Annotated in this window: 18 protein-coding genes and 1 pseudogene; 13 read left to right on the top strand and 6 right to left on the bottom strand. The window is 71.5% G+C overall.

The genetic code is table 11. From position 1 onward, the window contains the following. Nucleotides 1-8 precede the first annotated feature (8 nt). Together AB0G59_RS12185 and AB0G59_RS12180 are read left to right on the top strand one after the other, a co-directional pair. On the top strand, nt 9-407 hold the full coding sequence (locus tag AB0G59_RS12185) for an OB-fold nucleic acid binding domain-containing protein (RefSeq protein WP_079273549.1): 399 nt from the start codon (nt 9-11) through the stop codon (nt 405-407). A gap of 3 nt (nt 408-410) precedes the next feature. Continuing rightward, on the top strand, nt 411-1,163 hold the full coding sequence (locus AB0G59_RS12180; RefSeq protein WP_360910643.1) for a DUF3159 domain-containing protein: 753 nt from the start codon (nt 411-413) through the stop codon (nt 1,161-1,163). Nucleotides 1,164-1,258: 95 nt separating this feature from the next. On the opposite strand, the gene AB0G59_RS12175 is transcribed toward AB0G59_RS12180, so the two are convergent. The 3 genes from AB0G59_RS12175 to AB0G59_RS12165 form a co-directional block, all read right to left on the bottom strand. Further along, the gene (locus AB0G59_RS12175) at nt 1,259-1,936 is read right to left on the bottom strand and encodes a TrkA family potassium uptake protein (protein ID WP_071961710.1); all 678 of its coding nucleotides are present in this window, start codon (nt 1,934-1,936) and stop codon (nt 1,259-1,261) included. Further along, nucleotides 1,933-2,604, bottom strand: coding sequence for a TrkA family potassium uptake protein (locus AB0G59_RS12170; protein WP_360910641.1), 672 nt, complete (start codon nt 2,602-2,604; stop codon nt 1,933-1,935). Before AB0G59_RS12170 ends, AB0G59_RS12175 begins: the two co-directional genes overlap by 4 nt. A gap of 252 nt (nt 2,605-2,856) precedes the next feature. Further along, nucleotides 2,857-3,876: an RICIN domain-containing protein gene (locus AB0G59_RS12165; protein WP_360910639.1), complete on the bottom strand. Its 1,020-nt coding sequence runs from the start codon at nt 3,874-3,876 to the stop codon at nt 2,857-2,859. A 740-nt stretch (nt 3,877-4,616) separates the two neighbouring features. On the opposite strand from AB0G59_RS12165, the gene AB0G59_RS12160 reads away from it, so the two are divergent. From AB0G59_RS12160 to AB0G59_RS12125, 8 genes are all read left to right on the top strand, one after another. Continuing rightward, entirely contained in the window at nt 4,617-6,206 is a 1,590-nt protein-coding gene (locus tag AB0G59_RS12160) for an ATP-binding protein (RefSeq protein ID WP_360910637.1), read from the top strand. After that, nucleotides 6,203-6,637, top strand: a complete 435-nt coding sequence (locus AB0G59_RS12155; RefSeq protein WP_071965821.1) for a roadblock/LC7 domain-containing protein — start codon at nt 6,203-6,205, stop codon at nt 6,635-6,637. Before AB0G59_RS12160 ends, AB0G59_RS12155 begins: the two co-directional genes overlap by 4 nt. Continuing rightward, nucleotides 6,634-6,996, top strand: a complete 363-nt coding sequence (locus tag AB0G59_RS12150) for a DUF742 domain-containing protein (protein ID WP_071965822.1) — start codon at nt 6,634-6,636, stop codon at nt 6,994-6,996. The genes AB0G59_RS12155 and AB0G59_RS12150 overlap by 4 nt, the downstream gene beginning before the upstream one ends. Further along, nucleotides 6,974-7,603, top strand: a complete 630-nt coding sequence (locus AB0G59_RS12145) for an ATP/GTP-binding protein (RefSeq protein ID WP_071965823.1) — start codon at nt 6,974-6,976, stop codon at nt 7,601-7,603. The genes AB0G59_RS12150 and AB0G59_RS12145 overlap by 23 nt, the downstream gene beginning before the upstream one ends. Then, a complete protein-coding gene (locus tag AB0G59_RS12140) occupies nt 7,600-9,132 on the top strand; it encodes a cytochrome P450 (RefSeq protein WP_360910634.1) in 1,533 nt (510 codons plus the stop codon). Before AB0G59_RS12145 ends, AB0G59_RS12140 begins: the two co-directional genes overlap by 4 nt. After that, on the top strand, nt 9,129-10,235 hold the full coding sequence (locus tag AB0G59_RS12135) for a cytochrome P450 (RefSeq protein WP_360910632.1): 1,107 nt from the start codon (nt 9,129-9,131) through the stop codon (nt 10,233-10,235). Before AB0G59_RS12140 ends, AB0G59_RS12135 begins: the two co-directional genes overlap by 4 nt. A gap of 128 nt (nt 10,236-10,363) precedes the next feature. After that, nucleotides 10,364-12,412: an APC family permease gene (locus AB0G59_RS12130; protein WP_360910629.1), complete on the top strand. Its 2,049-nt coding sequence runs from the start codon at nt 10,364-10,366 to the stop codon at nt 12,410-12,412. A 116-nt stretch (nt 12,413-12,528) separates the two neighbouring features. Beyond that, a complete protein-coding gene (locus tag AB0G59_RS12125; protein ID WP_360910628.1) occupies nt 12,529-13,848 on the top strand; it encodes a class I SAM-dependent RNA methyltransferase in 1,320 nt (439 codons plus the stop codon). A 183-nt stretch (nt 13,849-14,031) separates the two neighbouring features. On the opposite strand, the gene AB0G59_RS12120 is transcribed toward AB0G59_RS12125, so the two are convergent. The 3 genes and pseudogenes from AB0G59_RS12120 to AB0G59_RS12110 form a co-directional block, all read right to left on the bottom strand. Beyond that, the gene (locus AB0G59_RS12120; protein ID WP_360910626.1) at nt 14,032-14,295 is read right to left on the bottom strand and encodes a helix-turn-helix domain-containing protein; all 264 of its coding nucleotides are present in this window, start codon (nt 14,293-14,295) and stop codon (nt 14,032-14,034) included. Further along, nucleotides 14,292-15,002 (bottom strand): hypothetical protein, encoded by a 711-nt coding sequence (locus tag AB0G59_RS12115; RefSeq protein WP_360910624.1) that lies wholly within the window; start codon nt 15,000-15,002, stop codon nt 14,292-14,294. The genes AB0G59_RS12120 and AB0G59_RS12115 overlap by 4 nt, the downstream gene beginning before the upstream one ends. 424 nt (nt 15,003-15,426) lie before the next feature. Next, nucleotides 15,427-15,730, bottom strand: a pseudogene (locus AB0G59_RS12110) (DNA helicase UvrD); the annotation flags it as partial. A 380-nt stretch (nt 15,731-16,110) separates the two neighbouring features. Here AB0G59_RS12110 and AB0G59_RS12105 point away from each other — a divergent pair. From AB0G59_RS12105 to AB0G59_RS12095, 3 genes are read left to right on the top strand one after another with little or no spacing between them, the layout of a single operon-like run. Next, on the top strand, nt 16,111-16,833 hold the full coding sequence (locus AB0G59_RS12105; RefSeq protein ID WP_360910622.1) for an alpha/beta fold hydrolase: 723 nt from the start codon (nt 16,111-16,113) through the stop codon (nt 16,831-16,833). Nucleotides 16,834-16,842: 9 nt separating this feature from the next. After that, nucleotides 16,843-17,667 (top strand): SDR family oxidoreductase, encoded by an 825-nt coding sequence (locus AB0G59_RS12100; RefSeq protein WP_360910620.1) that lies wholly within the window; start codon nt 16,843-16,845, stop codon nt 17,665-17,667. A gap of 60 nt (nt 17,668-17,727) precedes the next feature. Beyond that, on the top strand, nt 17,728-20,622 hold the full coding sequence (locus tag AB0G59_RS12095; protein ID WP_360910618.1) for an amino acid adenylation domain-containing protein: 2,895 nt from the start codon (nt 17,728-17,730) through the stop codon (nt 20,620-20,622). Nucleotides 20,623-20,624: the final 2 nt, after the last annotated feature.

The raw sequence follows: 20,624 nt of genomic DNA, 5'->3' as shown, positions 1-20,624 counted from the left end.
CTGGGTGCATGAGTGCCGTACCCCGTTCCGAGAGGCCGACCGGCCGCTTCCGCCGGATGCTCGACAGGCTGTCCACCTCGCAGGAGGAGCTGCACCACGCCGAGCTGCAGCAGGACACGGAGGCCGTGGGCTGCACGCGCATATGCGACTGCGACGACCGCCAGATAGTCAAGGTCACCGGCACGCTGCGGACCGTGACCCTGCGGCCGCGCGCCGGGGTGCCCGCGCTGGAGGCGGAGCTCTTCGACGGTTCCGCCGCGCTGGACGTGGTCTGGCTGGGGCGCCGCTCCATCGCGGGCATAGAGCCCGGCCGTAAGCTGATCGCCTCCGGCCGGATCTCCATGAGCCGCGGCCGCAGAGTGCTGTTCAACCCCAGATACGAACTCCGACCGCTCGGACAGGAGTAGCCGTTGTCGTCCCTCGACAAGCCGACGGATCACCCAACGACCCCCGACGCGCAGAGCGCCTCGCCTGCGCGGGCAGCCGACTCGAGATCCGTCACCGAGGCCGCCCTGTTCGAAGCCTTCGGCGGGGTGCGGGGCATGGTGGAGACCACCGTCCCCGGTCTGGTCTTCGTCGCGATCTACACGGTCAAGCGTGACATCCACTTCGCGGCCATCGCCGCACTGGGCCTGTCCCTGGTGCTCGGCCTGGCCCGGCTCGTCCGCAAGGACACCCTCAAGCACGCCTTCAGCGGCGTCTTCGGGGTCGCCTTCGGCGCCGTCTTCGCGATGATGTCCGGCGACGCCAAGAACTTCTACCTGCCGGGCATGCTCTACAGCCTCGGACTGGCGGTGGCCTACATCGTCTCGTCGATCGCCGGCTACCCGCTGATGGGCCTGATCCTGGGGCCGGTGTTCAAGGAGAACCTCTCCTGGCGCACCCGCAACCCGGGCCGCAAGGTCGCCTACACCAAGGCCAGCTGGGCGTGGGGCCTGATCCTGCTCGCCAAGTCCGCGATCCTCTTCCCCCTCTACTGGTGGGGGGACGCCACCCAGCTGGGCTGGGTGAAGGTGGCCCTCGGCATCCCGCCGATGCTGCTGTCGGTCTATCTGACCTGGATCTTCCTGTCGAAGGCGCCGCCGCCGATCGACGTCTTCGCGGAGATGGAGGCGGCCGAGGCCGCCGAGCGCGAGGCCAAGGCCGACGTCACGACCCGCTGACCGCACACGGCACGGACGGGCACGAGGAGGGCCCCCGGGACGATTCCCGGGGGCCCTCCTCGTACGTACGCGGCCTCGGCGGCCGTCGGCCACCGTCAGCCGGTCATGTCCTCGCGGCGGACCGACAGCAGGTCCTCCAGCTGCTCCTCGCGCGCCGGGGCGGCCACGAACAGCAGCTCGTCGCCCGCCTCCAGCGCGTCCTCGCGGTTGGGGGTCAGCACGCGGTTGCCGCGGATGATGGTGACCAGGGAGGTGTCCTCCGGCCAGTCCACGTCCCCGACCCGGGTGCCGGCCAGGGCGGCCTCCGGCGGCAGGGTGAGCTCGACGAGGTTGGCGTCGCCCTGGCTGAAGCGCAGCAGGCGCACCAGGTCGCCGACGCTCACGGCCTCCTCGACCAGCGCCGACATCAGGCGCGGGGTGGAGACGGCCACGTCCACGCCCCAGGACTCGTTGAAGAGCCACTCGTTCTTGGGGTTGTTCACCCGGGCCACGACCCGCGGCACCCCGTACTCGGTCTTGGCGAGCAGCGAGACGACGAGGTTGACCTTGTCGTCGCCGGTCGCGGCGATGACCACGTTGCAGCGCTGCAGCGCGGCCTCGTCGAGCGAGGTGATCTCGCACGCGTCGGCCAGCAGCCACTCCGCCAGCGGCACCCGCTCCACCGAGATGGCCGAGGGGGCCTTGTCGATGAGCAGGACCTCGTGGCCGTTCTCGAGCAGCTCGCCCGCGATGGACCGGCCGACGGCGCCGGCACCTGCGATGGCAACCCTCATGAGTGTGCCGCCTCCTCGGGACCGGCGGAGAAAGCCGCCTCGACCTTCTCGACCTCGTCGGTGCGCATCATCACGTGCACGAGGTCGCCTTCCTGGAGCACCGTCGCGGACGTCGGCAGCATCGCCTCGCCCAGCCGGGTGAGGAACGCCACCCGTACGCCGGTCTCCTCCTGCAGCAGGCTCACCTTCTGGCCCACCCACGCGTCCGACGCGGGCACCTCGGCGAGCTGCACGCCACCGCTGGGGTCGCGCCACAGCGGCTCCGCGCCCGACGGCAGCAGCCGGCGCAGCATCTGGTCGGCGGTCCACCGCACGGTGGCCACGGTCGGGATGCCGAGCCGCTGGTAGACCTCGGCACGCCGGGGGTCGTAGATGCGGGCCGCCACGTTCTCGACGCCGAACATCTCGCGGGCCACGCGGGCCGCGATGATGTTGGAGTTGTCGCCGCTGCTGACCGCGGCGAAGGCGCCCGCCTCCTCGATGCCCGCCTCGCGCAGGGTGTCCTGGTCGAAGCCGACGCCGGTCACCCGGCGGCCGCCGAACCCGGAGCCCAGACGGCGGAACGCCGTGGGGTCCTGGTCGATCACGGCGACCGTGTGGCCTTGCTGCTCGAGGGTCTGCGCGAGGGCCGAGCCCACTCGCCCGCACCCCATGATCACGATATGCATGACTATTGCCCCGTGCTCCGGTCTACCGCGCTGACCTGCACCAACACCCTGCTCACATCTTCCTTCTTCGGATCACGGCCCCACGGGAATCAGCCCGCGGGTACGACGCGACGCGCCCACGGGAGCCTCGTCCGCGCAGGGCGCATGACACCACCGTATCCGCAACCCCGGACGGACCGGGCCCCCGGACCACCGACTGGCCCCCGGCCCTTGTCCCGCGGGCCGCCGCCCGCGCCGGGGGGGAGGCTCCGCTCAGTTCGGGGAGGAGAGCATCCAGGCCTGGTTCTTGTTGCCCAGGCACGTCCACTGCTGGAGCTGGGCTCCGGACGGGGGCGGATTGACCGCCGGGTTGTTGGGGTTCGCGGCGTCCAGGCACTTGTCGCTGTCGACCGAGCGTATCTCCCAGAAATTGTCGGCCCGCCGCTGGAAGTACCACTTCTGGTTGGCGCCGCCGTGGCAGGGCCACTGGATCACGGGTGCGCCGTCGTTCTTGCTGAAGCCCTGCACGTCCAGGCACTTGCCCGAGTGGCGCGCCACGATCTCGAAGGTGTTCTGGTAGGCGACGCCGTTGCCCACGCGCCGGAACGTGAAGTTCTGCCGGCCCGGGGTGTTGCTGCGGAGGGTGACCTTGGTGCCGTCCGCGGTGCTGCCCCCGTAGACGTTGGCGTACAGCCAGGGCGAGGTTTGGACACTGCGGATCCGGTAATAGGCGGCGGGGTACCAGAACGGGTCCTTGTCGATGTCGTTCCCCGTGATGCGGTCACGGGTGGCCACCCAGTACGACGTCGCCCGTGCGGTGTTCCCCCGGGCGTCCTTTGCCGCGGTCGGGTGGACGCAGGTGCGGTCGCCGGGCACCGCCCAGCGCCAGACCCAGTTCGAGGGCGTACAGCTGCCGTCGGGCAGGGTGTGCTCCGGGCCCTGGGCGTTCTGCAGCCTGGTCAGGCTGAACCCCTGCTGGGTGACGCAGACGTGGTCGCCCGGGATCGCCTTGCGCCAGAACATGCCCCGTATGCAGGTGTCCGGGCCGGAGGAAGGCATCGCGGCGGCGTCCGGGGAAGCCGCGTCCGGGGCGTCCGGGAGCAGCGACGCCACGTCCTGGTCCGTGAAGAGCCCCGAGGGCACGGCCGCGCCCGGGCCGGTGGAGGGCTCGGAGGCCATGGCCGGGTCCGTCCGTGCGTCCGCGCCGGTGGCCGGGGCCGTGGAGACCACGAGGATTCCGGCCACGACGAGTGCGGGCCTGGTGCGCCGCCCCGTCCGTCTCGTTTCGCGCATGAGTCTGCCCACCTTGTCGGCTTGTCGCTGCAGGGGGAGAGGGCTGCCGGAGGGGAGGTCCGGCGCGTCGGCGCCGGGGGCCGTGCGCCCGGCACGGGGGAAGGAGCGTGCCGCTGCCGGCGGGCCCGCCGGGGGCTGCCCGGCCCGTGGGCCCCGCCGCGCGTCGCGGCCTCCGCGGCGCCTGCTTCCTCACCCATGGTGCGCCCGCCCCCTGCCCCGTGCATCCCCGGCGCCCGGGCGGTCCGGCGACCCTCCTCTTCAGCGCGCGGGGGGTTCGCCATAGGCTCGGGTCGATGATCACGACGCGCGGAACGCCCGAGCGGATGCGCGGGACCGCCGGGGCGGCACCCCCGGAAGGCCCTGCCGTCCCGGCTGCCCTGGCCGTCCTGGCCCGAACGCGCCGCCTTGATCGCGTCACCCCCGCCCACCGTGGCCACCGCCCCTGGAGGGTGTGGTTCCACCACGGCCGTCCTGCTGGGCGGCCTACGGCCGGATGCCATCGCTCCCGTGACGGGCCGTCGGCAATCTCCGGACTTCGGCCGGATATCGCCTTACCTCTCCCACTCCCCGGTATATGCGCGAAGAAGGGGCGTAAGCCTGTTCGGTATTCGTGACGAAGATCGGACACACGGTCACCCACACGGCTAGGATGATCGGCGTATTCCGCTTCCGGACGGGATGTCAGGACGCCGAACCTGTCCCGCCGCCGCCCCCATGCCCCCGTCGGCCAAGAGGAATTGATGTCACATCACATATCCGAGGTGGTGATCTGGTGCCTGGCCATCGCGCTGACCGTCGTCGCGGTCCTGCTGCTGCGCCAACGCACGATCACCACCGGAGTGCGCAGGCGCGTCGCCCAACTGGAGGAGAGCCTCCGCGCGCGTGACGAGGAAATGGGCCACCTGGTCGCCGTCCGGCTGCCCGCCGTCGCGGACGCCGTCAGTCAGGACGTACCCCTGCCCGGCCCGCTCGACGAGCGGCTCACCGGCACCGTCTTCGCGCAGCGACTGCAGTCGGTGATGGACCTGTTCGCCCAGGCCGTGGAGAAGGCCCAGGCCCGCGCCGACCAGTCGGCCAAGGCCGCGCTGAAGGCGTCCATGCGCGCCCTGCAGGGGCTGGCGCACGAACAGCAGCTGGCCATCTCCGACATGCAGGACCGGCACGACAACCCCGATGTGCTCAGGGACCTGCTGGAGATCGACCACGCCAACTCCCAGTTCGGCCGGCGCGCCCAGGCCATCGCCGTGCTGTGCGGCTCCTGGCCCGGCCGGCAGCGCGTCGCCTCCCCGCTCACCGACGTCGTACGGGGCGCCACCTCCCGCATCCGCGACTACCGGCGCGTCCGGGTGCACCCGCAGGCGGACCTCGCCGTCGTCAGCCGTGCCGTCGAGCCCGTCGTGCTCGCCGTCGCCGAGCTCCTGGACAACGCCGCCCGCCACTCGCAGCCCAACACCACCGTCGAGGTCAGCCTCCAGCCGGTGCACAACGGCGCCTGCGTCGTCATCGACGACGCGGGCGTGGGCATGGACGGGCGCGAAGTGCAGCAGGCCGGCGCGATGCTGTCCGGCCGGCAGGCCGTGGACGTCTCCCGGCTCGGCGACCCCCCGCAGTTCGGCTTCCCCGTCATCGGCGTCCTCGCCGCCCGCTACGGCTTCAGCGTCTCGGTCGACACGCGCTCGCCCTACGGCGGCGTACGGGCCGTCCTGTTCCTGCCCAGCGCGCTGCTGACCCAGCTCGACATCGACGGGCCGAGCACCACACCGCTGTCCGGGCACGGACGCGCCCGCAACGCCCCCGGCCACGGCGCCACGCACAAGGCCTCCCGCTCGCACGCGCGCCCCGCCGAGCGGACGCACGCCGTCCAGGAGCCCCCGCCGTTCGCCCCGCCGGCAGCCCGGCCCGCCGACGGCGCGCCCCCGGTCGCCCCGGACGTCCCCGACGCCTCCGCCGTCACCGGCTCCACCGCCGGCGGGCTGCCCAAGCGCCGCCGCCGGCAGCCGGGCGCCGCGGCGCACCGCCGCCCCGCGGCCCCGATGCCCGCCGAGACGCCCCAGGAGCGCACCGCCGAGGAGACCGCCCGGCGCATGGGCGCGTTCGCCCGCGGCACCCGCTCCGGCCGCACCGGCAACCACCCGCTCCCGCACCTCCCCGGCGGCCAGGCCCCCGGACAGCCGCCCGGCGCCCCCGGTGGCCCGCCGCCCGGTCCGCCCCACGGTGCCCCCGGCACCGTGCCGCCGGGTGCCGGCCTGCCCGGCACCCACGACGACCGTCAGGCCCCCGCCCGCCGACCCGGCACCCCCGCAGAAGACGAAGGGAACCCGCACGCGTGAACGACCACATGAACAAAGAGCTGGGCTGGATGCTCGACGAGGTCGTGAAGATGCCAGAGGCCCGGCACGCGATCCTGCTGTCCGCCGACGGCATGCTGCGTGCCCACTCCCGCGGCATCGACCGGGACGAGGCCGAGCGCCAGGCCGCCGCCCTCTCCGGGCTGCAGTCCATCAGCCGCTCCACCACCGAGTTCTGCACCCACCCCACCCACCAGGACAGCCCCTGGCGGCAGACGCTGGTGGAGTTCGCCCACGGCTACGTCTTCCTCATCGCCGCCGGCCCCGGCGCCTACCTCGCCGTCTCCGCCGGCGAGAACGTCGACATGGAAGCCGTCACCTACCGCATGCAGAAGACGGTCGACCGGCTCGGCAAGGAACTGGTGAGCCCGCCGCGCCAGGACGGCTGGCAGGGCCCGGGCAGCCCGGCATGACCCCGCCGGCGCCGAGGCGCGAGAAAGGGCTGGTGCGCCCGTACGTCGTCACCGACGGGCGCTCCCACCCGACCCGCAACACCTTCGACCTGGTCACCCTGGTCATGGCGCACGGCGACCTGCCGCTCGGCGGCCTCAGCCCCGAAAAGCGCGCGCTCATGGAACTCTGCCTCGGCGGCGCCCTGTCCGTGGCCGAGATCGCCGGCCACCTGATGCTGCCCGTCAGCGTCACCAAGGTGCTGCTGGCCGACCTCGTGGACAGCGGCCACCTCTCCACCCGCGCCCCCATCCCCTCGGCACAGCTGCCCGAGGCCCAGATCCTCCAGGAGGTGCTCGATGGACTCCGCGCTCGCCTCTGACCCCGGCGCGTACGGCGGCCACCCCGACGGCGGCGTCTATCTGCGGCAGACCGTACGGACCGCCGCCAAGATCCTCGTCGTCGGACACTTCGCGGTCGGCAAGACGACCTTCGTCGGCTCGCTGTCGGAGATCCGGCCGCTGCGCACCGAGGAGACCATGACCCAGGCCGGGGCGCTCGTCGACGACCTGGCCGGCATCGAGGGCAAGACCACCACCACGGTCGCCATGGACTTCGGCCGGCTCACCCTCAGCGACAGCCTCGTCCTCTATCTCTTCGGCGCCCCCGGCCAGCAGCGCTTCACCCGGCTCTGGCAGGACATGACCCAGGGCGCGCTCGGCGCGCTCGTCCTGGCCGACACCCGGCGCCTGGAGCAGTCCTTCGACGTCATGGGGCTGCTGGAGGAGCACGGCCTGCCGTACGCCGTCGCCGTCAACCACTTCGACGGCGCGCCCAGCCACCCCGAGGAGGAGATCCGCGAGGCCCTCGACCTGCTCCCGGAGACCCCGCTGATCACCTGTGACGCCCGCGACCGGATCTCCTCCACGCGCGCCCTGATCACCCTCGTGGAGTACCTGCAGACCCGCACCGCCCAGGAGCACGTGTGACCCACCGCCCCGACGCCGGCCCCATGCCGCCACCGGGCTGCCCCGCGCACCAGGCACCACAGCCCTACCCACCGCACCAGGCCCGCCAGGCACCTCCGGCCTACCAGGGGCTGGGCACCCCGCTGTACGGCCCCGACTTCGCCGCCGACCCGCAGGCCGTCTACCACCGGCTGCGGCAGTACGGGCCGGCCGCGCCCGTGGAGCTGGCGCCCCGCGTCCAGGCCACCCTCGTCACCGACTACCGCGCCGCGCTCGAAGTGCTCCGCAGCCCGGACCGGTTCGTCAAGGACGCCCGCCACTGGCGGGCCCTGGCCGACGGCCGGGTCGCCCCCGACAACCCCGTCGTGCCGATGATGGCCTACCGGCCCAACTGCCTGTTCGCCGACGGCGACGACCACCGCCGCTACCGGCAGGCCGTCGACGACAGCCTCGCCCGGATCGACCCCAACGCCCTGCGCGGCTACGCCGAGCGCAGCGCCGACAGCCTCATCGACCGCTTCACCGCGCTCGGCGAGGCCGACCTGCTCGGCAGCTACGCCAAGGTGCTGCCGCTCCTGGTCTTCCAGCAGCTCTTCGGCTGCCCGCCCGAGCTCGGCGACCGCCTCGTCGAGGGCTTCTCCGGCATCTTCGACGGCGTGGACGCCGAACGCGCCGACGCGCTCATCACCAGCAGCCTCCTGGAACTCATCGCCCTCAAGCGCGAGCATCCCGGCGCGGACATGACGTCCTGGCTGATGGCCCACCCGGTCCAGCTCGGCGACGAGGAGATGCTCCATCAGCTCGTCGTCCTCATCGGCGCCGGCACCGAACCGCAGCAGAACCTCATCGCCAACGCCCTGCGCCTGCTGCTGTCCGACGACCGCTTCGCCGGCGACCTGGCCGGCGGCAGCATGCCCGTCGAGGACGCCCTCGACGAGGTCCTCTGGCTCGACCCGCCCATGGCCAACTACGGCGTCCACTACCCGGTGGAGGACCTGGACTTCGGCGGCGTGCCGCTGCGCGCCGGCGAGCCCGTCGTCGTCAGCTTCGCCGCCGCCAACACCGACCCCGCCCTGCACTCCGGCCGGCGCACCGGCAACCGCGCCCACCTCGCCTGGAGCGCCGGCCCGCACCACTGCCCCGCCAAGGACTCGGCCCGCCTCATCGCGGCCGCCGCCGTCGAGAAGCTCCTGGACCGGCTCCCCGACGTGGAGCTCGCCGTACCCGCCGACCGGCTGGTGTGGCGCCCCGGGCCCTTCCACCGCGCCCTGACGGCCCTGCCCGTGCGCTTCCCCCCGGTGCCCGTACCCACCCCGGCACCCGCCCCCGTCCACCCGGGGCAGCCCGACCGCCCCGATGAGCGGCCGCACCACCCGTCCGCCGACCACCTGCCGCCCGAGACCCCCGGAGAGAGCCGATGGAACGCCAGACCTGCCCCGTCACGATCGATCCCACCGGCCGTGACATCCACGGCGAGGCAGCCCGCATCCGCGCCCACGGGCCGGCTACCCCTGTGGAGCTCCCTGGCGGCGTGGTGGCATGGGCGGTGACCGCCCAGCCGCTGATCAAGCAGCTGCTGACCGACCCCCGCGTCTCCAAGGACCCGCGCCAGCACTGGCCCGCCTGGATCGACGGCGAGATCTCCCCCGAGTGGCCGCTGTACACCTGGGTCTCGGTGCAGAACATGTTCACCGCCTACGGCAGCGACCACAAACGGCTGCGCATCCTGGTCTCCAAGGCCTTCACCGCCCGCCGCACCGCCGCCCTGCGCCCCCGCATCGAGCGGATGACCGCCGACCTCCTCGACGACCTCGCCGCCACCCCGCCCGGTGAGAGCGTCGACCTGCGCGAGCGCTACGCCTACTCCATCCCGATCCAGGTGATCTGCGAGCTGTTCGGCGTCGACGACGAGCCCACGCGCGAGGGGCTGCGCGAATGCGTCGACTCGATCTTCCACACCTCCGCCGACCCGGAGGAGGTCACCGCCACCTACGGCCGGCTCTACGGCCTCCTCGGCGGCATCGTCGCCGCCAAGCGCGAGACGCCCGGCGACGACATGACCAGCGTCCTGATCTCCGCCCGCGACGACGACGCCGACACGCCCCTGAGCGAGCAGGAACTCGTCGACACCCTCCTGCTCATGATCGGCGCCGGTCACGAGACCACGGTCAACCTCCTCGACAACGCCATCCACGCGCTGCTCACCCATCCCGACCAGCTCGCCCTCGTCCGCGACGGCAAGGCCGGCTGGAACGATGTGATCGAGGAGACACTGCGCGTCCAGGCCCCCGTCGCCAACCTGCCGCTGCGCTACGCCACCGAGGACATCCCCCTCGACGGCGGCATCACCCTGCGCAAGGGCGACGCGATCCTCGCCTCCTACGCGGCGGCCGGCCGCGACCCGGAGCTCTACGGCGACGACGGTGCCCGTTTCGATGTGACTCGTGCCACCAAGGAACACCTCTCCTTCGGCCACGGCGTCCACTTCTGCCTCGGCGCCCCACTGGCCCGGCTGGAGGCGTCCGTCGCCCTGCCCGCCCTCTTCGAGCGCTTCCCCGACATGGCGCTGGCGGCCGCTCCGGACGAGCTGCTCCCGGTGGATTCCTTCATCTCCAACGGCCACCGGGCACTGCCCGTCCACCTGCGACCGTAAGACCCATCGCCCGCCGCCACGGCGCCCGTCAAGACCGCTTCCGGGGTCTTAACGCCCCCTTAACGGATTTCGGCTCCGACGGGTAGCCGGGTGGGCGGTATCGATATCGAACCCTTACGATCCTCTGCGTGTCCAAACTGACCGACCTGCCGAAACGGATCCTCATCGGCCGGGCGCTGCACAGCAACAAGCTTGGGGAGACACTCCTCCCCAAGCGCATCGCCCTCCCCGTCTTCGCGTCCGACCCCCTCTCCTCCGTGGCGTACGCGCCGGGCGAAGTGCTGCTCGTCCTGTCCGTGGCAGGCGTGTCCGCCTACCACTTCAGCCCCTGGATCGCGGTAGCGGTCGTCGTGCTGATGTTCACGGTGGTCGCCTCGTACCGCCAGAACGTGCACGCCTACCCGAGCGGCGGCGGCGACTACGAGGTCGCCAACACCAACCTCGGGCCCAAGGCCGGACTCACCGTCGCCAGCGCACTGCTCGTCGACTACGTCCTGACCGTCGCGGTCTCCATCTCCTCCGGCATCGAGAACCTCGGCTCCGCCATCCCGTTCGTCATCGAGCACAAGACCCTCTCGGCCATCGCCGTGATCGTCCTGCTCACGCTGATGAACCTGCGCGGCGTCAAGGAGTCCGGAAAGCTCTTCGCGATTCCGACGTACATCTTCGTCGGCGGCGTCTTCGTGATGATCGCCTGGGGCGCCTACCGCAGCCTCACGGGCGACACCATGAAGGCCCCCACCGCCGACTACACCATCCACGCCGAGCACCAGGGCCTGGCCGGCTTCGCGCTGGTCTTCCTGCTCCTGCGCGCGTTCTCCTCCGGCTGTGCCGCCCTGACGGGCGTGGAGGCGATCAGCAACGGCGTGCCCGCCTTCCGCAAGCCGAAGTCGAAGAACGCCGCCACCACCCTGGCGCTGATGGGCGGCCTCGCGGTCACCATGTTCTGCGGCATCATCGCGCTGGCCATGGTCACCAAGGTCCGGATGGCCGAGAACCCGGCCACCGACCTGCTGCGCAACGGCGTGCCCGTCGGCGAGGACTACACCCAGAACCCGGTGATCTCCCAGGTCGCCGAGGCGGTCTTCGGCAACGGCTCGTTCCTGTTCATCGTGCTCGCCGCCGCCACCGCCCTGGTCCTCTTCCTGGCCGCCAACACCGCGTACAACGGCTTCCCGCTGCTCGGCTCGATCCTCGCCCAGGACCGCTACCTGCCGCGCCAGCTGCACACCCGCGGCGACCGGCTCGCGTTCTCCAACGGCATCGTGCTGCTCGCCGCGGCCGCCGCGATACTGGTCTACATCTACGGCGCGGACTCCACGAAGCTGATCCAGCTCTACATCGTCGGCGTCTTCGTCTCCTTCACCCTCAGCCAGATCGGCATGGTCCGGCACTGGAACCGCCACCTGGCGAGCGAGACCGACCCGGCCGAGCGCCGCCGCATGGTCCGCGCCCGGGCGATCAACACCTTCGGCGCCTTCTTCACCGGCCTGGTGCTCGTGGTCGTCCTGGTCACGAAGTTCACGCACGGCGCCTGGGTGGCCCTCCTCGGCATGGTGATCTTCTACGCCATCATGACCGCGATCCGTAAGCACTACGACCGGGTCGCCGAGGAGATCGCCGCCGGCGAGGGCCCCAGCGACGAGACGGTGCGCCCCTCCCGGGTGCACTCCATCGTCCTGGTCTCCAAGATCCACAAGCCCACCCTGCGGGCCCTGGCCTACGCCAAGCTGATGCGCTCCGACACCCTCGAGGCACTGACGATCAGCGTCGACGCGGCGGAGACCAAGGCGCTGCGCGAGGACTGGTCGGGCCGCGGCATCGACGTACCGCTGAAGGTCCTCGACTCGCCCTACCGCGAGATCACCCGGCCGGTCATCGACTACGTCAAGCGGCTGCGCAAGGAGAGCCCGCGCGACGTGGTCAGCGTCTACATCCCCGAGTACGTCGTGGGCCACTGGTACGAGCACCTGCTGCACAACCAGAGCGCCCTGCGCCTGAAGGGCCGCCTGCTCTTCACGCCCGGCGTGATGGTCACCTCCGTGCCCTGGCAGCTCGACTCCTCCGAGGCGGCCAAGCAGCGCGCCCGCAAGCGCGCCGAGTGGAACGCCCCGGGCGCGGTGCGCCGCGGCCCGGTGACGGAGCCGAGAAGGGAAAAGGCGGCGACGAAGAAGTAGCGAAGCCTGGATTCGCAGACAGCGAAGACTGAATTCGCAGGTGGGGCGGGACGAGCCGTAGACTGGACGGCTGTCCCGCCCCACCCCTTTTCCCCACGTATCTGGAGCCGACCCCCATGCAGAACGCACCGCAGGAATCGCTGGTCGGCGAGGAGTACGAGGTCGAGGTCGGCCCGGTGGCCCACGGCGGCCACTGCGTCGCCCGTACGGAGTCGGGCCGGGTCCTCTTCGTCCGCCACGCCCTCCCCGGCGAGCGCGTGGTCGCGCGCGTGACGGAGGGCGAGGAGACGTCCCGCTTCCTGCGCGCGGACGCGGTGGAGGTCCTGGAGGCGTCCAAGGACCGGGTGGAGGCCCCCTGCCCCTTCTCCGGCCCCGGCAAGTGCGGCGGCTGCGACTGGCAGCACGCCAAGCCGGGAGCCCAGCGCCGCTTCAAGGGCGAGGTGATCGCCGAGCAGCTCAAGCGCCTGGCGGGCCTGACGCCCGAGGAGGCGGGCTGGGACGGCACGGTCATGCCGGCCGAGGGCGACAAGCTCCCGGCGGGCGAGGTCCCGGCCTGGCGCACGCGCGTCCAGTACGCGATCGACGCCGAGGGCCACGCGGGCCTGCGCAAGCACCGCTCCCACGAGGTCCAGGTCATCGACCGCTGCCTGATCGCCGCCCCCGGCGTCACCGAGCTCGGCATCGAGAAGCGCGAGTGGCCCCAGATCGCGACGGTCGAGGCCATCGCGGCTTCGGGCTCCGCCGACCGCCAGGTGATCCTCACCCCCAAGCCGGGCGGCCGCCTGCCGATCGTGGAGCTGGACAAGCCGGTGTCGGTGATGCGCGTGGGGGAGAAGGACAAGCAGGTCCACCGCGTCCACGGCCGCCCCTTCGTCCGAGAGCGCGCGGACGAGCGCACCTACCGCGTCGGCGAGGGCGGCTTCTGGCAGGTCCACCCCCAGGCGGCCGACACCCTGGTCAAGGCCGTCATGCAGGGCCTGATGCCGCGCAAGGGCGACATGGCCCTCGACCTCTACTGCGGCGTGGGCCTCTTCGCGGGCGCCCTCGGCGAGCGCGTGGGCGAGAAGGGCGCGGTGCTGGGCATCGAGTCCGGCAAGCGCGCGGTGGAGGACGCCCGCCACAACCTCCAGGACCTCGACCGCGTCCGCATCGAACACGGCAAGGTCGAGCAGGTCCTCCCCCGCACGGGCATCGACTCCGTGGACCTCGTCGTCCTCGACCCCCCGCGCGCCGGCGCCGGCAAGCAGACGGTCCACCACCTCGCCTCCCTGGGCGCCCGCCGCATCGCCTACGTCGCCTGCGACCCGGCGGCCCTGGCGCGGGACCTGAAGTACTTCGCCGAGGTGGGGTACCGGGTGGTGAAGCTGCGGGCGTTCGACCTGTTCCCGATGACGCACCATGTGGAGTGCGTGGCGATTCTTAAGCCGGTGGGGTAGGGGGCTAACGCTCTCTCGCACGGCCCCAGTCCTGGAGGGTTTGCCAAGGCTCGGGCTTCCTCTATTCGCCTTGCATGCCCCCATCCAGTGAGCCGCCGGCAGACACCGACGGCCACACCCGTGGGGCGAGGGAAACGGAGAGTATCCCCCGCCCCAATGGGAGCCGGCAGCTTGGTATGAGGATCAGTCCCACCGCTCCGCGAACTCGGCTCCGGCCAAGAGATCAGCGGTTCGAATGACGGGGTCCTCAATCCCCATTGCCTTCATCACGTCCGCGACAGAGACCGCGTACCTTCCGCGTACCTTTCTGACGCTGCATGGAAATCGGCCTGACCTCACGAGACCGGAAGCCTTCGAAGGGTCGAGGTTGAGGAGTTCGGCGACTTCGCGCAGTGGCATGTGTGCGACAGGGAGCCGCTCCGAGAGTCGAAGGTCGTTCACGCTCATCCGGGGTTCTCCTCCGATGCGTCAGACTCGCCCTCGCAGGCATCCTCCGGGTGTGGAGCAAGGAGCTCTTCCACGAGCCCCATGGCGTGCAGGGTCGCACCAAGACTTTCTCCACTGATGCGCTGCCGCAATGAAGTATCCACCTCGCCGACCATGTGGATTCCTGACTCGTCTCGGGTGAACTCGCGGTCATCGCCCTGTCGGCACGTGTGGTCTGTGAGAGTGTGAGGATCCGTCGCATGTTCTGCGGGGCTTGCTCGCTCGACCCCCCATCCAGCGGCGTTGGCGGCTCGCATGATCTTGTTGCGGACGTCGTCGCCGTCGTCGACAACAGCAAGTTCACACAAGGCTCCGTAGATCATGGCGGACCTTACGTCGGCCACGTCGGCGAAGAGCGTCCTCGATACTTTCGCTGCCGAATTCCGCAGGTAGGGGATGACGAACCACAACGCGATCAATTGGCCGCGATGCGCCATGTCGGGGCTGTCGCTGTGGGCGTAGCGCCCTACGCAGCGCCATACGGCATCCCGCAGGACAGTGTCAGCGGCGTGACGTGCCGCTGCTTCCTTCGCCTCTGAGAGCGTGAGGTGCTCACTCGTCGCGCATCTCTCGCCACTCGCATGTGGACAGATCAACTGCCCGTAGAAGAGTTGCGAAACCTGCGACTCAATGGCCCTGAACACATCTGCCGAACGCAGCAACGACATGGGCTCGCCTCCTGTCGGAACCGTCTCGGCAGGCGTGTTCCCAGCACTTGCAGTGATCATCCGTATCCGGATGTGTAATGCGCCGACAAGCATGAATGGCATGCCATTACCGAATAGAGCGAGGCCATCTCCACACCCTGCGCAAAGGCCCCATCGATAGACCTGCCGTATGCATGGTCGGTCACGTCGCCGAAACGATTCTTTGTGGCCGGAGCTGCTAGGGGGAAGGCGGTCAACGTGGTGAGGAGGCAATCGGGCCGTCACGCATGCCGGTTGACGGTCCGGATGACCTGATACTCAAGAAGGGAAGGAGGCCGTCAAAACCGCCCTACGGTGTCGGTAGCACTGAATTCGCTTGGCTCACTGGTCCAGGAGAGTGCAAGGCCTCCTGTGCCCGAGTGCACGCCACCCCTCCCGGAACCCCGGAGAGGATTGCCTCTGTGTTGCGGTAGTTGACGCGCAGACGACTTGCCCGGCCGGTGACCGAGATGCCTGGCGATTCGAGCGACACCCTGGAGTCGTAGAAGCACTGATGAGCGTCATCGGTAAGGGGCATGTCGCCCTTGCTCGCCGCGACCACGCCGCGCAGCATGCGCCACTGTGCGGGTGCAGGTCATGTGCTTCGTCGACCACGACGTGGTCGTGGGGAGAGAGTTGCCGCGGTCCAGCCGGAGCGCGGTGCGGTAGGCGCCGAGGGCTCGGATGTCCTGGGACAGGTGACGGGTGTCGGTGCATGTGAAGTCTCCTCTTCCCACCCCATCTGCCCAGCCCAGGTCCTCTGCGTCCCCCCTCACACCCGTTCAACCGCCATGGAAAACCGACCCCCCGGCCTGTACGATCACAACTGGTCGGGGCTGGTCATATTCGGATGGCAGCAGTGCCGACGAATCGGGGGAAAGTTCGGGGGAGTTCGGTATGGCCGCAGTGGTCGTTTTTGGGCGTGTAGGGAAACGCCCGAGCTGATCGGTGTTTGGCCATTCATCCCCCCTGCGCCGTGCCGTGTCGTCGGTCGGCGGTCGCCTTCGGTCCCGTGCGAGATGTTCTGTGAACGTGAAGCCGTGCGCGGCCCGCGTGCTCGTGGCACGGCGTGTAGGAGGTTGGGAAAGCAATGTCGGCAGCGTCGTTCTCGTTGGTGTGCCTGCCTTATGCCGGGAGCGGGGCCGGGTTCTACCGGCCCTGGAATGCGTTGGGGCTGGAGGGCGGGCAGGTCGTTCCGCTGCAACTGCCCGGGCGGGAGGAGCTGTTCCTCGACGATCCGTACGAGGATGCCGCGGACGCGGCACGGGAGCTGGCGCCGCGGGTCGTCGAGCTCGTCGGGGAGCAGGCGCCCGTCGCGCTGTTCGGGCACAGTCTCGGTGCCGTTCTCGCCTTTGAACTCGCCCGGGAGCTTCTGCGCCTGGGGCACCCCGGGCTGCGGCATCTCTTCGTGAGCGGTTCTCCCGGGCCGTGGAGCGGGCGTACCGAGCGGGCCACCGGGCTCGGGGACGAGGAGTTCATCGAGCGGGTCGGGGAGTTCGCCGGGTACCGGCACGAGGCCTTCGACGACCCCGATCTGCGCGAGATACTGCTGCCCCTGCTCCGGGCCGACGTCGCCATGCACGAGAACTACAAGCCCGCCTCGGACGAACCGCTGCCGATACCCGTCACCTCGCTGCGCGGCGCCGACGACCAACTCGTCAGCCGGGCGCAGGCCGAGGAGTGGCAGGCGGCCACCAGCGCGCGCTTCGCCTACCGTGAGGTGCCGGGCGGGCACATGTACCTCGTCGACTCCCCGAAGAGCGTCCTGGACGCGGTCGCACACGAGCTGGGCACCGCCGCCCACGCCGGCTGAGGGGGCGGCGTGCTGTTGCAAGGCAAGACCGCCGTCATCACCGGCGCCGCCCGCGGGCTCGGCCGGGCCTGTGCGGAGCGGTTCGCGCGGGAAGGGGCCGACCTCTTCCTGCTGGACATCGCCGAGGACCTGCCCGGCGTGCCCTATCCGCTCGGTTCGGCCGGCCAGCTCGCGCACACCGCGGCGCTCTGCGAGCGGCACGGTGTCGCCGTCGCCACCGCCGCGGCCGACCTGCGCGACCCGCAGGCCGTCGCCGCGGCCGTGGAGCAGGCGCTCGACCGGTTCGGGACCGTGGAGATCCTCCTCAACAACGCGGGCATCGCCGCGCCCTCCGGCAAGAGCACCCACGAGATCACCGAAGCCGAGTGGTCCCTGATGCTCGACATCGACCTGTCGGGCGCCTGGCGCATGATGAAGGCCGTCGCACCGGCCATGATCGAGCAGCAGTCCGGCAGCATCGTCAACGTCTCCTCGACCGCCGGGCTCGTCGGCTACCGCCACTTCGCCGGATACGTCGCCGCCAAGCACGGCCTCGTCGGCCTGACGAAGGCGGCCGCGCTGGACTACGCGCCCTTCGGCGTGCGCGTGAACGCGCTCTGCCCCGGATCCGTACGCGACGACCTGGCCGTAGAGGGCCGCATGCTGTCGGAGATCGCCCGCTCGCTCGACGTCCCGGTCGGCGAGCACGAGGACGTATTCGTCCGGGACCAGCCGATGAACGCGCTCATCGAGCCGGAGGACGTGGCGGGCGCGGCCGTCTGGCTCGCCGGGGACGACTCCCGCCAGGCCACCGGGACGGTCCTCACCGTCGACGGCGGATTCAGCGCCCGCTGACCGGACCGCCCACCTCCCTCACCGCAACTCTTCGCAACTCTTCTCGCAGGAGGCCAACCCATGGCCACAGCCACCCCACCACCCTCCACGCGAACGCCCCGGGCAGCCGCGTTGCGCCGGGCCTGCCACAGCCTGACCGTACGCGCGGACCGCCCGGTCGACGCCGCGCGGGCCGCCCGCCGTCTGCAGGACGCCGCCGCGCTGCGGCTGTGGACCCTGCGCCTGCCGGTGGACTCCCAGGATCCCGCCGGCCGTGCCCGGGTCCGCGCCGAGGCCGAGCGGCCCGTGCGGCCGGACGACGGGGCGCCCCGTGCCGTCCTGATCGAGTACGCCGACGGGCTCGCCGACCTCGTCCTCGTCGCCGCCCGGTCCCTGGTGCCGCCGGCAGCCCTCGAACGGCTGGCCGCGCTGGTGCTCGACGGGCCCGAGGGCGCCGGGGAGCCGGCGCCCGTACCCACCGGCCGGACACTGCCCGCCGGGCGCGTGCCGCGCACCGACCGGCCCGGCCCGGAATGGGGCCTCGGCACACCCGCCCGGGCCGGCCGCTTCGGGACCGTACCGCTCGCCCTGGAAGGCGCCGGCGACGACCTTCTCCTCGCCGCCGTGTCGCTCACGCTGGCCCGCTACGGCGCCCAGCCGGACGTGACGGTCGCCGTCCAGGACGCCGACTCCGCCGACGGCGACGGCGGCCGCGACGGCTTCCGCTCCCTGGCCGTCACCGTGGACGAGGACGACACGGTCGCCGCCCACCTCGAGCGGTGCCGCGTCCCGCACGGAACCGCCTCCGCCGACGACCCGGCCGTCGCCGTGGTCCTCACGTCGGCACGGCCCGGCGCCCACTACCGCCCGTTCCTGGCGCCCCCCGCGCCCCTCACCCTCCACTTCGTCCGGCAGCAGGACGGCTCGTACACCGGCACCTGCTGGTACGACGAGGGCGCCGTGGCCCCCGCGATCGGCGAGATGTTCGCCGCCCGCGTCCAGTGCGCCGCCCGGCAGCTGGCCGTGCTGCCCGGGGACGGACCCCTCGCGGACGTCGGACTCCTGGACGCAGGCGAAGCCCTCGACGTCCTCCGCCTCGGCGGCCTCGGCACCACGCACCACGGAGCCGGAACCGGATCCGGCTCGTCCGGCACGATCCACGGCCGGATCACGGAGACGGCCCGCAGCCGGCCCGACGCCGTCGCGGTCACCGACGGGCAGCAGGAGCTGACCTACCGGCAGCTCGACGAGCGGGCCGAGCGGATGGCCGCCGGGCTGACGGCGCTCGGCGTGGAGGCCGGGAGCGGTCGGGTGGGGGTGTGCCTGGAGCGTGACGCCACGCTCGTCGTCACCCTGCTCGCCGTGCTGAAGGCGGGCTGCGCCTACGTCCCCATGGACAGCCGCTACCCCGACGAACGGCTCCGCAACACCACCACCGACGCCGGCGTCGGCGTGGTGATCGGCGACCCCGGGCAGTTCCCGCGCATCGACGGCGTACGCGTCGTCACCCCCGCCGAACTCATGGAATCCGGCGCGCCGGAGGAGCGGGAGGAGAGTGCCGACGACAGCCTCGCCGCCTACGTCATCTACACCTCCGGCTCCACCGGCCGCCCCAAGGGCGTCGTGGTGCCGCACCGCAACGTCACCGCCCTCGTCGAGGCCACCGCACCGGACTTCGGGCTCGGCCCCGACGACGTGTGGACCCTCTTCCACTCCACCGCCTTCGACTTCTCCGTATGGGAGATCTGGGGCGCCCTGCTCACGGGCGGCCGGCTCGTCGTCGTCCCGTACTGGGTGACGCGCGCCCCCGACGAGTTCCACGAGCTGCTGGCCGAGCAGCGGGTCACGGTCCTCAGCCAGACCCCGTCGGCCTTCGCCCAACTCGTCGAGGCCGACCGCCAGTCCGCCGCGGCGGCCGGATCCGCCGGACTTGCCGCACCCGCCGCGCTCGGCGCACTCCGGCTGGTCGTCTTCGGCGGCGAGCCGCTCGACGTGACGATGCTCGCCCAGTGGCTCACCCGGCACTCCCACACCCGGTGTCGCCTGGTGAACATGTTCGGCATCACCGAGACCACCGTCCACGTCACCGCGCAGACCGTCACCCCCGCCGACGTGATCGCCCGCTCCCGGTCCGTGGGCCGGGCGCTGCCCGGCTGGTCGGTGTCCGTGCGCGACCAGCGCGGGCGCGTCCTGCCGCCCGGCGCGTCCGGCGAGATCTACGTCGGCGGGGCCGGGGTGGCCGACCGCTACCTGGGCCGCCCGGAACTCACCGCCGAGCGCTTCGTCGTCGACGCGCTCACCGGCGAGCGGGTCTACCGCAGCGGCGACCGCGGCCGGCTCGCGCCGGACGGCCGCCTCGATCACCTGGGCCGTCTCGACAACCAGGTCAAGGTCCGCGGCCACCGCATCGAGCTCGACGAGATCCGCTCCGTGCTGCTCGCCGAACCGACGGTCGGCGGGGCCGCCGTGGTCCTGCGCCAGGACACGCCGGGGGACTCGGCCAGCACCCGGATCCACGCATACGTGGTGCTCACCGACGGCGGCACGGAGAAGGACGCGTACGAGGCGGCGCGCCGGGTGCTGCCGGACTACATGATGCCGGCCACCTTCACCGCGATCCCCGCGATACCGCTGACCATCAACGGCAAGGTCGACACCGCCCGGCTGCCCGAACCCGGCGCCCGCCAGGCCGTCGCACAGCCGTCACCGGCCGACACCGTCCCGGAGGCCGTTGAGGCAGCTGAGGGCGGAGACGGCGGTGCGCTCGGCCCCCAGCTCCTCGAGCTGTGGTCCGGCCTCCTGGGCGTCGACGTGCGCCCCGAGGACAACTTCTTCGAGCTGGGCGGCAATTCACTGCTCGTCGTCCGCCTGCTCTCGGAGATGAAGTCCAGGGGCCTGCCCAAGGTGACGATGCGGCAGTTCTACAGCAACTCCACCGCCTCCAAGTTCATCGACCTCGTCGGCGGACTCGGCTGAAC

It is taken from the genome of Streptomyces sp. NPDC021096 (assembly GCF_040641275.1).
Lineage (GTDB): Bacteria > Actinomycetota > Actinomycetes > Streptomycetales > Streptomycetaceae > Streptomyces.
The sequence above is the reverse complement of the archived record's forward strand: the minus strand, read 5'-3'. Positions and strand labels throughout refer to the sequence as shown.